At 71.6% G+C, this 11,411-nt stretch carries 11 protein-coding genes; 9 read left to right on the top strand and 2 right to left on the bottom strand.

The features are described from left to right. Positions 1–112: 112 nt before the first annotated feature. From ACIQ6Y_RS06865 to ACIQ6Y_RS06890, 6 genes are all read left to right on the top strand, one after another. Positions 113–886, top strand: a complete 774-nt coding sequence (locus tag ACIQ6Y_RS06865; RefSeq protein ID WP_404033916.1) for an IclR family transcriptional regulator — start codon at positions 113–115, stop codon at positions 884–886. A gap of 18 nt (positions 887–904) precedes the next feature. Next, positions 905–1,375: a GNAT family N-acetyltransferase gene (locus tag ACIQ6Y_RS06870; protein ID WP_404033918.1), complete on the top strand. Its 471-nt coding sequence runs from the start codon at positions 905–907 to the stop codon at positions 1,373–1,375. A gap of 90 nt (positions 1,376–1,465) precedes the next feature. Then, a complete protein-coding gene (locus ACIQ6Y_RS06875) occupies positions 1,466–2,485 on the top strand; it encodes a hypothetical protein (protein WP_404033920.1) in 1,020 nt (339 codons plus the stop codon). Next, on the top strand, positions 2,482–3,798 hold the full coding sequence (locus ACIQ6Y_RS06880) for a sensor histidine kinase (protein ID WP_404033922.1): 1,317 nt from the start codon (positions 2,482–2,484) through the stop codon (positions 3,796–3,798). The genes ACIQ6Y_RS06875 and ACIQ6Y_RS06880 overlap by 4 nt, the downstream gene beginning before the upstream one ends. Then, a complete protein-coding gene (locus tag ACIQ6Y_RS06885; protein WP_404033924.1) occupies positions 3,795–4,457 on the top strand; it encodes a response regulator in 663 nt (220 codons plus the stop codon). Before ACIQ6Y_RS06880 ends, ACIQ6Y_RS06885 begins: the two co-directional genes overlap by 4 nt. Positions 4,458–4,546: 89 nt before the next feature. Further along, positions 4,547–5,998 (top strand): peptidoglycan D,D-transpeptidase FtsI family protein, encoded by a 1,452-nt coding sequence (locus ACIQ6Y_RS06890; RefSeq protein WP_404033926.1) that lies wholly within the window; start codon positions 4,547–4,549, stop codon positions 5,996–5,998. A gap of 22 nt (positions 5,999–6,020) precedes the next feature. Here ACIQ6Y_RS06890 and ACIQ6Y_RS06895 read toward each other — a convergent pair whose 3' ends face one another. Next, positions 6,021–7,415: an NCS2 family permease gene (locus tag ACIQ6Y_RS06895; protein ID WP_404033928.1), complete on the bottom strand. Its 1,395-nt coding sequence runs from the start codon at positions 7,413–7,415 to the stop codon at positions 6,021–6,023. A gap of 216 nt (positions 7,416–7,631) precedes the next feature. Between ACIQ6Y_RS06895 and ACIQ6Y_RS06900 the strand changes: the two genes are divergently transcribed. The 3 genes from ACIQ6Y_RS06900 (at position 7,632) to ACIQ6Y_RS06910 (ending at position 10,047) form a co-directional block, all read left to right on the top strand. Next, a complete protein-coding gene (locus ACIQ6Y_RS06900) occupies positions 7,632–8,198 on the top strand; it encodes a SigE family RNA polymerase sigma factor (RefSeq protein ID WP_404033930.1) in 567 nt (188 codons plus the stop codon). Further along, complete coding sequence (locus ACIQ6Y_RS06905; RefSeq protein ID WP_404033932.1) at positions 8,195–9,073, top strand: hypothetical protein; 879 nt, start codon at positions 8,195–8,197, stop codon at positions 9,071–9,073. Before ACIQ6Y_RS06900 ends, ACIQ6Y_RS06905 begins: the two co-directional genes overlap by 4 nt. Positions 9,074–9,213: 140 nt before the next feature. Continuing rightward, a complete protein-coding gene (locus ACIQ6Y_RS06910) occupies positions 9,214–10,047 on the top strand; it encodes a pectate lyase (RefSeq protein WP_404033934.1) in 834 nt (277 codons plus the stop codon). Between the two features lie 127 nt (positions 10,048–10,174). Here the strand turns inward: ACIQ6Y_RS06910 and ACIQ6Y_RS06915 are convergent, their stop codons facing one another. Further along, positions 10,175–11,329, bottom strand: a complete 1,155-nt coding sequence (locus tag ACIQ6Y_RS06915) for a right-handed parallel beta-helix repeat-containing protein (protein WP_404033936.1) — start codon at positions 11,327–11,329, stop codon at positions 10,175–10,177. Between the last annotated feature and the right edge of the window lie 82 nt (positions 11,330–11,411).

Raw genomic sequence — 11,411 nt, forward strand, 5'->3', positions numbered from 1 at the left:
TCACTGGGTGAATCACCAGGTCGTTCGATATACTGAACACCGTCTCTGGTGATGAACGTTCGTCGGAGACTCTATCCTCAGCTTCTCGTCGAATGAAGGGGTCCAGGGCGACATGTCGGCAGGCGAGACGGGGGGCGGAGCGCAGGTCAAGTCCGCTGTACGGACGGTCGAACTGCTCGAGTACTTCGCCGGACGCCCCGGCATGCATTCCCTCGCGGCGGTCCAGGAGGCCGTCGGCTATCCCAAGTCCAGTCTGTACATGCTGCTGCGCACCCTGGTGGAGCTCGGCTGGGTGGAGACGGACGCGACCGGCACGCGGTACGGCATCGGCGTACGGGCGCTGCTGGTCGGCACCTCGTACATCGACGGCGACGAGGTGGTCGCGGTGGCCCGGCCCACGCTGGACCGGCTCTCGGACGACACCACCGAGACGATCCACCTGGCCCGCCTGGACGGCACCAACGTCGTCTATCTCGCCACCCGCCAGTCGCAGCACTATCTGCGCCCCTTCACCCGGGTCGGGCGGCGGCTGCCCGCGCACTCCACGTCGCTGGGCAAGGCGCTGCTGAGCACGTTCTCGGACGAGCAGGTGCGCAAGATGCTGCCGGAGACGCTGCCGGCGCTGACCGAGAACACCATCACCGACCGGGAGCGGCTCATCGAGGAGCTGCACCAGGTCCGTGAGCAGGGGTACGCGGTCGACCGTGAGGAGAACACGCTCGGCCTGCGCTGCTTCGGTGTGGCGATTCCGTACCGCACTCCGGCGCGTGACGCGATCAGCTGCTCGGTGCCGGTGGCCCGGCTGACCCCCGCCCACGAACAGATGGTGAAGGACGCCCTCTTCGACGCCCGCGACCGGCTGACCCTCGCGACCCGGAGGCTCTGAGCGGCTAGGGTCGCACCCATGGACGTCGTACTGCGCCCCGTTCACGACAGCGATCTGCCGGTGTTCTTCCGGCAGATGAACGACCCCGAGTCCCTGACCATGGCCGCGTTCACCCCGCCCGACCCCGCCGACCGGGCGGCCTTCGACGCGCACTGGAAACGGATCCGCGCCTCCGACGCCGTCAACCGGACCGTCCTGCTGGACGGTGACGTGGTCGGCAGCGCGGCGGTTTACGGGGAGCCGGGCGAGCGCGAGGTGACGTACTGGATCGACCGCGCCTACTGGGGGCGCGGCATCGCCACGGCCGCGCTGCGCGCGCTGCTGGCCGAGGTGCCGGAGCGCCCGCTGTACGCGCGTGCCGCGGCCGACAACTCCGGGTCGGTGCGCGTGCTAGAGAAGTGCGGGTTCCGGGTGACCACGCAGGCGCGGGGCTTCGCCAACGCGCGGGGTGCGGAGATCGACGAGTTGGTGCTGGTGCTGGAGGGCTGAGCCCGCGGGAGGTTCTCTCCGCCGTGCGGCGGAGGCGGATCGTCGGGCAGCAGGACGTGCGGGGTGCGGTGTCCGCGGGAGCGTGGAGGCATGACGCAGACAGTCCCCGCAGTCCCCGCCTCCGCCACTCCCGCCGCCCCGACCACACCCGACCGCCTCCGCAGGGTGCTGCGGGCCGTCGCCCTCGTCGCCTGCGCCCCGTATCTGAGCCTCAAGATCGCCTGGATCGCCGGGAGTCATCTCGGTATCCCGGACGGCAGCTCGCTGCTCGAGCACCGGGCCGAGATGGCCGTCGCCAACGGCGTCACCGTGCTGATGGACGCGATGGTGATCGTGCTGACGCTCCTGCTGACCCGGCCGTGGGGCCTGCGGGTGCCGGCGTGGCTGCTGGTGCTGCCCATGTGGGGAGCGGCCGGGCTGCTGACCCCGATCATGACCGGCTTCCCGGTGCAGCTCGCGGTGAAGGCGCTCGGCGGGACCGTGCGCAGTGCCGACGGCGGACGGGAACCGTTCCTCGACGAGTGGGTGTTCGGCGTCGTCTACACCGGGTTCATCGTGCAGGGCCTCGCTCTCGGGACGCTGTTCGTGCTCTACGCCCGAGACCGCTGGGGTCATCTGTGGCAGGGGCGCGTCTGGGACCTGCCGCGCGCGCTCACCGGCACCGGACAGCGGGTCGTCGCCGCCCTGGCCGCCGTCCTGGCGCTGCTGCCGCTGACCGCGCACCTGCTGTGGGCGAGCGGCAGCACGACCGGGCTCAACGCGGGCCGGATCGCCGACCGGACCAGCGATTTCTACGTCCTTCAGGTCCAGGACGCCGCTTTCCTCGCCGTCGCCGTCGCGGGCGGCCTGCTGCTCGCCTTCCGGCGCGGGCGTGCCCTGCCCGTCAAGGTGCCGCTCGCGCTGGCCTCGGTGGGGTCCGCGGCGACGGCCTGCTGGGCGCTGTGGCTTTCGGTGGCCTCGCTGCTCTCCCTGGACGATGCCGACCATCGGCCCACGACACTGATGGTCCTCGCCTACGCTGGCCAGATGATCACCGGCATACTCGTCGCGGGCCTGGTCGTCCGCTTCCTCGTCTCACGCTCGGCGGCCGCGAACCGCCTTGCGGCGTGAGCGCGTTCGTCCGGACGCTGTTCGGGCGGCGGGCGCGCCGGCGGTGGATCCATCTGATCCTCGGCGGCGCGCTCGCCATGCCGTACGTCTTCGTCGGCCAGCTGATCGTGGGCCCGGCCATGGACGCGCGGTACGTCTTCTACGACTTCGTCTGGCAACTCGTCTCGTTCGCGGTCGGGTTGCCGCTGGCGGCCGTCACCTCGCTGTTCCCGCTGACCCGGACCCTGGAGTCGGGGGCGGTGCGCGCGCTGTGCGGCGTCGACGCGGACTCGCTGGCGTACGGGCCCGCGCGCAGCCGGGCGGCGAAGCGGCGGACGGCCGCGTGGTTCACGCTGCATCTGGGGCTCGGCGGGATCGTGTCCGGGATGTCGCTGGCCGTGCCGCCGCTGGCGGTGGTGCTGATCGCGCTGCCGGTCGTGGCGGGGCTCACGGGCAGCCGCATGGGGATGCCCGAAGTCTTCGGCAGCCCTTGGGTGCTGGCGCTGTCCGCGCCGGCCGGTGTGGCCGTGCTGGTGGCGCTGGCCGCGGTCGCCGCCGGGTGCGGGGCGCTGCTCGCCCGGTGGGCGCCGGTGCTGCTCGGGCCCGGCCCCGAGGACCGGCTCGCGGCGGCCGAGGCGCGCGCCGCCGACCTGGCCGTGCGCAACCGGCTCGCGCGCGAGCTGCACGACTCCGTCGGCCACGCCCTCAGCGCGGTCACCCTCCAGGCGAGCGCGGCCCGCCGGGTGCTGGACAGCGACCCGGAGTTCGTGCGTGAGGCGCTCGCCGCGATCGAGGACACCACCCGGCGCACGGTCGGTGAACTGGACGCCGTCCTGGGCGTGCTGCGGGCCGGCGACGCCCCCGGCACGGCCCCGGCGCCGACCCTCGCCGACGACCTGGAGGGCCTGCTGCGCCGCACCCGCGCGGGCGGCACCGAGCTCACCGCCGACATCGCCGCGGACCCCGCCGCCGTACCGCCGATGGTGTCCCGGGAGGCCTACCGCATCGTGCAGGAGGGGCTGAGCAACGCGCTGCGGCACGCGGGCGGCGAGGTGCCGGTCGGGCTGCGGCTCGCCGTCGCCGACGGCGGCCTGGAGATCACCGTGGAGAACCCGGTGACCGGCGCCGCCACCCCCTGCCGGCCCGGCGGCGGACACGGGCTGCGCGGCATCGCCGACCGCGCCCGGCTGCTGGGCGGGACGGCCGAGGCGGGGGCCGTGGAGGGAACGTGGCGGCTGCGGGTGCGGCTGCCGCTGACAGCACAGCCGTCGCAGTCCGCACCGCCAGTCCAGTCAGGACAGTCACCGTCAGCACCGTCGGAGGGAAGCGCATGACCGACCGCCCGATCCGGATCGTCCTCGCCGACGACGAGCGCATGGTGCGCACCGCGCTGCGCGCCATCCTGTCCGCCGAACCGGGGTGCGAGGTGGTCGGCGAGGCCGCGACCGGCGCCGAGGCGGTGTCCGTGGTGCGGGAGGCGCGGCCCGACGTGGTCCTGATGGACGTCCGGATGCCCGGGACGGACGGCATCCGGGCCACCGAGCAGATCCTCGCCACGATGCAGGAGCCGCCGCGCATCGTCGTCGTCACCACCTTCGAGAACGACTCGTACGTGTACGACGCGCTGCGCGCCGGAGCCGCCGGGTTCCTGCTCAAGCGGGCGGAGGCGGACGCGCTGGTGCAGGCGGTGCGGCTGGTCGCGCACACCGACACCCTGCTCTTCCCCGCGGCGGTACGGGCCCTCGCGGTGGAGCACGGCCGGGCGACCGCGGCGCCTCCGGCGTGGGTGGGGCGGCTCACCGGCCGGGAGAGCGAGGTGCTGCGGCTGATGGCGGCCGGGCTGACCAATGCGGAGATCGCCCGGCGCATGGAGGTGGGCGCCGCGACGGTGAAGTCGCATGTGGCGGCGGTGCTGGCGAAGACCGGGACCCGGGACCGCACGCAGGCGGTGATCGCGGCGTACGAGGCGGGGTTCCTGAAGGGCTCCTCCTGACCCGGACACGAGCCCTGCGCATGAGAGGCGCATGAGAAAAGCGGGCGGAAGGGAACGATCCGGTCGGAGTCGTTCGTCTAGTGATCGGGATGAACAAGACGATCAGGCGCGCGTCGGTCTTCACGCTGCTGCTGGTGTTCGCTCTGCTGGTCAGGGCGACCTGGGTGCAGTTCTACGAGGGCAGGGCGCTGGCAGAGGACAAGGACAACCGGCGGAACGCGATCGCGCTGTACAGCGAGCCGCTCGGCAACATCGTGGTGGGCGGAGAGGCGGTCACCGGCTCGGCCCGGACGACGAGCGGCGACCTCAGATACAAGCGCACGTACACCGACGGCGAGCTGTACGCGGCCGTGACCGGCTACAGCTCGCAGGTCTTCGGCGCCACCCAGCTGGAGGGCGTCTACCAGGACCTGCTGGACGGCACCGACACCCGGCTGCAGACCGTGATGGACACGGTCACCGGCAAGCGCGCCGACCCGGGCGATGTGCTCACCACGATCGACCCGGACGTGCAGAAGGCGGCGTACGAGGCCCTCGGCGACAAGAAGGGCGCCGCTGTCGCCATCGACCCGGAGACCGGCCGGATCCTCGCGGTCGTCTCGACCCCGTCGTACGACCCCGCGGACCTGGCCACCGGTGACTCCGACGTCTGGACGCGGCTGCAGAAGGACGCCGACAAGCCGATGACCAACCGCGCGCTGCGCCAGCCGCTGCCGCCGGGCTCCACCTTCAAGCTGGTCGTGGCCGCGGCGGCGCTGGAGGACGGGCTGTACTCCTCGGTCGACGACAGGACCGTCAGCCCCGACCCGTACCCGCTGCCCCAGTCGGACCGGGACCTGAGCAACGAGAACCCCTCCGCACCCTGCGAGAACGCCTCCATACGCGTGGCGCTCCAGTACTCCTGCAACAACGTCTTCGGCAAGATGGCCGTCGACCTCGGCCAGGACAAGGTCCGGGCGATGGCGGAGAAGTTCGGCTTCAACGACGACGAGCAGGACGTGCCGGTGCGCGCCTACGAGAGCGTGTACCCGAAGGACATGGACAAGGCGCAGACCGCGCTGTCCGGCATCGGCCAGTTCGACGTCACCGCGACGCCGCTGCAGATCGCCATGGTGTCGGCGGCGATAGCCAACGGCGGTGAGCTGGTCTCGCCGCACATGGTGTCGCGGATCACCGACAGCGACGGTGATGTGCTGGAGGACTACGACGACAACGCCTCCGGCACGCGCATAGTCAGCTCCTCCACGGCCGAGCAGTTGCGGTCGGCGATGCAGACGGTCGTGGAGGAGGGCACGGGGACGAACGCGCAGATCGACGGCGTCACGGTGGGCGGCAAGACGGGCACCGCCCAGCACGGCACGAACAACTCCAAGACGCCGTACGCCTGGTTCACCTCGTACGGCACGTCCGACTCGACCGGCAAGCAGGTCGCTGTCGCGGTGATCGTGGAGCAGTCCGACGCGGCTCGCTCCGAGGTGAGCGGCAACGGCCTGGCCGCGCCGGTCGCCAAGGCCGTGATGGAGGCCGCGCTGGCGGACTAGGGCCTTTCTTCCGGATCAGGCCTCAGGCGAGCAGCTGCTTGACCGGGTCGATCGCGAAGTACACCAGGAACAGGGCCGAGGCGCCCCACAGCAGCCAGTGGACCTCCTTGGCCTTGCCCAGGGCCGTCTTGATGACGACGTAGGCCAGGAAGCCGGCGCCGATGCCGTTGGTGATGGAGTAGGTGAACGGCATCACGGCGATGGTGAGGAAGGCCGGGATGGCGATGTCGAACCGGTCCCAGTCGATGTACTTGACCTGGGTCATCATCAGGAACCCGACGGCGACCAGGGCAGGGGCGGCCGCCTGGAGGGGGACGATGGTGAGCAGCGGGGTGAACAGCAGGGCGAGGGCGAACAGGCCGCCGGTGACGAGGTTGGCGAAGCCGGTGCGCGCGCCCTCGCCGACGCCGGCCGCCGACTCGATGTAGGAGGTGGCGGAGGAGGCCGAGGAGGCGCCGCCCGCGACGGCCGCGGCGCCGTCGATGAGCAGCACCCGCCCGAGGTTCGGGACCTTGCCCTCCTCGTCCAGCAGGCCCGCCTCGGCGCTGACGCCGACGACTGTGCCCATGGTGTCGAAGAAGTCGGACAGGATCAGGGTGAAGATCAGCAGGACGACCGTGATGACGCCGACGCCGGGCTCGTCGAAGGCGCCGAACAGGCTGAACTGACCGAGCAGCCCGAAGTCCGGGGTGTCGACGACCTTGTCGGGCCACTCCGGGGTGGTCAGGCCCCAGCTCTGCACGTCCGCGGCGGCGTTGATCGCCATCGCGACCAGCGTCGTCGTCACGATGCTGATGAGGATCGCGCCCTTGACCTTGCGGGCCAGCAGGGCGACGGTCAGCAGCACGCCGAGGCAGAAGACGAGGATCGGCCAGCCGGCCAGGGTGCCGGTGCCGCCCAACTGCACCGGCACGGTGGTGTTCGCGGCGTCCGGGATGCGGCTGACGAACCCGGCGTCGACGAAGCCGATGAACGCGATGAACAGGCCGATGCCGACGCTGATCGCCTGCTTCAGCGGCTGCGGGATGGCGTGCATGACGGCCTCGCGCAGCCCGGTCACCACCAGCAGGCAGATCAGCAGGCCTTCGAGGACGATCAAGCCCATCGCGTCGTCCCAGCTCATCAGCGGGGCGATCTGGAAGGCGACCACGGCGTTGAGGCCGAGCCCGGCGGCGAGCGCGAGCGGCAGATTGCCGCCGACGCCCATGATGACCGTCATCACGGCCGCCACCAGGGCCGTGGCGGTGGTGAGTTGGACCGGGTCGAGCGCCTCGCCGTACCGGTCCTTGGCGCTGCCCAGGATGATCGGGTTCAGGACGAGGATGTAGGCCATGGTGAAGAACGTGGCGAAACCGCCGCGTATCTCCCGGCTGATGGTGGATCCCCGCTCGGAGATCCGGAAATACCTGTCGAACATGGCGGACAACTCCTCGGCGCCTGCTTGATCGTGTGCGGATGCTGGCTGGATTGTTCCCCCGTCGAACCGGTTTCAGGTTTTCCCCGTGTTACGGAATCGGGTTCGGGATGCCATACCGCGTTCGAAGACCCGTACGGATCGCTGATACAGTGCCGGATCTCGTCCCGGCGTACGGCTGTTCGACGCCTGGGGAACCACAGCGAGGAGAAACAGCCCGTGGGCACAGTCGTCGACGACGCCGCCTCCGTGGAGTTCCATGCCTTCTTCGAGCGCCATTACGCCGAACTCGCCCGCCTCGCCCACCTGTTGACCGGCGAGCCGGACGCGGCCGACGACCTGGCGGCGGACGCGCTGCTCGCGCTGTGGCACCGCTGGGACCGGGTGCGCGCGGCCGACCATCCGGTGGCGTACGCGCGCGGTGTGGTCGCCAACCTGGCCCGCACCCGTATCCGCAGCGCGGTGCGCGAGCGGCGGCGGATCGCCCTTTTCTGGCCGCGCGGCGAGGAGAGGACCGAGAACCCGGACGTCGCCGGCGCGGTCGACGTGCAGGCCGCGCTGCGCCGGCTGCCGTTCCGCAAGCGGGCCTGTGTGGTGCTGCGGCACGCCTTCGACCTGTCGGAGAAGGACACCGCGCTGGCCCTGGGTGTGACGGTGGGTACGGTGAAGAGCCAGACCTCGAAGGGCATGGCCGAGCTGCAGCGGCTGCTCGGGGCACAGGGAGCGCCGCGGCAGGTGCAAGCGGCGATGGCGCGCAGCGGCGAGGCCGGAGGAAGGAACCGATGACGCGGGACGTGCACGACGAGCTGCGCGCCCGGCTGCGCGAGGCGGCCGAGGCGCATCAGCCGGACCGCGCGCGCATCCTGGCCAGGATCGAGCGCGGCATGTCCGAGCAGACCCGGGCGGACCACCGGTCCCGGCGGCAGCCGGTGTTCGGCTGGCTGCGGGTCGCGGGCGCCACGGCCGCGGTCGCGGGTGTCCTGGCGGTCGGCGGCTATGCGGTCGCCTCGGCCGTGAAGGAGGAGCCGGCCCCGCCGCAGCGCACGGTCGCCGAGTCGGCGACGCCCACGCCGTCGCCGGACGCGACGAGCCGGCCGCCCGCCTTCCCCGCGGACCCGACACCGAGCCCCAAGGACACCTCGAGCCGGCCCTCGCGGCCGTCCGACCGGCCCGGCAGCGCATCCCCGTCACCGACCCCGACGGCACCGGTCTCGTCCGCGCCGCCCGCCTCCGGTGAGCAGGACGGCCCGCTGTGGTCGGACGGCTCGGTGGACCCGCACAGCAACGACTTCTGGGCGCAGAGCAACATCACGCTGAAGACGACCGAGGAACTCACCGCGCTCACCGTGCGGTTGGAGGTGGCGCAGACCGGCGGGGTGTCCTCCACGGGCGCCTGGCGCTCGCTGCCGGAGGACGACTTCGCCTTCACGGCCGAGGAGCGGGACGGCTTCCTGGTCTACACATGGACGCTCAAGGAGGGCCGTACGGTCCCGGCGGGCGAGTGGGTGTTCGCCGGGCAGTACGACCACGAGCGCGGCGGCCGGGACGCGAAGGACGACCGGTACGCGGCGACCGCGACGGCGGACGGCCAGGAGCTGTCCGTGGCGGGCGGCTTCGCGCCCCACGGCGACAACGACACGGCGTCCGACGGGGACTCGTGAAGGGGGACTCGTAAAAGGGGACCTGTAAAGGGGGACTCGTAAAGGGGGACTCGGCAAAAAATCTCGGGAGACGCGGCAACCCCTTCCCTGCCGGTGGCGACAAGGAGACGCAAGGATCCCCCACCACGCAAGGAATGCGTATGACAGCACGACCCGAACAGCGTGTCCGTCACCGTCGCCGCGTCACCCGGCGGCGGGCGGTCATCGGCGGCGCCGCCGCCCTCGGCATCACCGCGGCGGCCGTCGTCACCACGACGATGCTGTCCTCGGCCGGCGCCGCGTCCTCCTGGCCGACGGCCACCGGCAAGAAGGCCGTCACCAGCACCATCAAGGTGTCGGGCAGCTACGACGGCAAGTACCAGCGCTTCTACGGCAGTGGCGCCCTCGGCGGCGACAGCCAGGACGAGGACCAGGACCCGGTCTTCCAGCTGGAGGACGGCGCCGTCCTGAAGAACGTCATCCTGGGCGCCCCGGCCGCCGACGGCATCCACTGCCTGGGCAGCTGCACGCTGCAGAACGTCTGGTGGGAGGACGTCGGCGAGGACGCCGCCACCTTCAAGGGCAAGTCGGCGTCGGCCGTGTACACGGTGTACGGCGGCGGCGCGCGGCACGCGGACGACAAGGTGTTCCAGTTCAACGGCGCGGGCAAGCTGGTCGTCACCAAGTTCCAGGTGTCGGACTTCGGCAAGCTGGTGCGCACCTGCGGTAACTGCAAGACGCAGTACAAGAACCGCCAGGTGATCATCACCGACGTGGACGTGACCGCGCCGGGCAAGTCGATCGTCGGCATCAACGCCAACTACGGCGACACCGCGGCCCTGCGCAAGGTGCGCATCCACGGCGACAGCGGCAAGAAGATCAAGCCGTGCACCCGCTTCCAGGGCAACAACACCGGCGCAGAGCCGAAGGAGCTGGGCACCGGTCCCGACGGCACGAACTGCCGGTACACCGCCTCGGATCTCTCGTACGAGTGATCGCCTGAGCTGCCGGCCGCCCCCCGGCCGGCCTCCGGGCCGCGACCCCCATCGCGCCCGGACACGGAACGCCCCCGCCGATGACGATCGGCGGGGGCGTCTCCCTTGTCCTGAAGGTTCCTGAAGGTCACTTCATGGTCGCGCCGATGGCCGTGGAGCCCGTCGTCAGGAAGGGTGTCGCGGGCAGCGAGCCGCCCGCGCCCCGAGGACCGTACGCACCGGCCGCGCTGATGGAGACGAACGCCGGAGTCGCCACCCCCGCGTCCCAGTTGTTGGCCGCGGACACGGTGGCCCGCCCGAGCCTGGCCCTGCCGTCGCCGTTGCCGACCGCGAGGTTGCGGGCGAGGCGGGCCCGGCCGGTGGCGAAGTAGAAGCCGTCCTCGGTGTTGGCGTAGGCGGTGTTGCGGTAGAGCACGACGGCACCGGTGTTGGAGTTCTCGGTGAAGCCGTGCAGGGCGTTGTCCCAGGCGGCGTTGTTGCGGACCCGGTGGGCCACGGAGACGCCGCCGCCACCGAGCTTGAAGCCGTTGCCGTTGCCCTCGAAGGCGGGGTCGTTCCAGCGGTTCTCGCCGTTGCCGAACGCCCAGGAGTTCTTGACGGTGACCGGCGAGGAGAACTGCCAGAGGTCCAGCCCGTCGTCCGCGTTGTCGTAGAGGCGGGCGCCGTCGAGGACGTTGCCGGTGCCGGAGCCGAACTTGATGGCGATGCCGTCGGCGTTCTGGCCGTGGGCGGCGGCGTCGTAGTTGCCGTGGCTGTCCAGGTTCCGCACGAGGTTGTCCGTCGTGCCGTCGCCGCGCAGGGTGAAGCCGGAGTCGCCGTTGTCCGCGGTGACCAGGTTCTGGAAGACGCCCCCGGTGGAGGAGGTGACGACGAGGCCCTGGGCGGGGGCCTTTTCGAAGGTGAGGTTCTGGATCGTCCAGTAGCTGCCGTGGATGCCGGCGAGCCAGGAGCCTGCGGGCAGCCCGGAGCCGTCGATGCGGACCTTCTCGGTGGCGTAGGCCTCGAGGGTGATGCGGCGGGTGGCCGTGCCGCTCGCGGTGGACTTCAGGGTGGCGGTGGGCCGGTAGGTGCCGCCGCGGACCTGGATGACCGTGCCGGCGGTGGCGCTCCTCACCGCTGCCTCCAGCTGGGCGGTGGAGGAGACGGTCACCGTGGAGGAGGCGGCCTCGGCGCCGCCGTTCGACAGGCCGAGGCAGACGCCGCCCGCGCCCGCGGCGAGGGAGACGGCCGCGGCGATCGAGAGGGTGCGGGCCCTGCGGTGGCGTCCGGTGCTCTGACGCACTGGGGCGTTCCTTTCCTGGGGGATGCGTGGGGTCTTACGTCAGCGGGTCGCCGCCGTGCGGCATGAGGTTGCCGTCACCGCA

Origin of the sequence: Streptomyces sp. NPDC096205 (genome assembly GCF_044763135.1) — a bacterium.
Classification (GTDB): Bacteria; Actinomycetota; Actinomycetes; order Streptomycetales; family Streptomycetaceae; genus Streptomyces.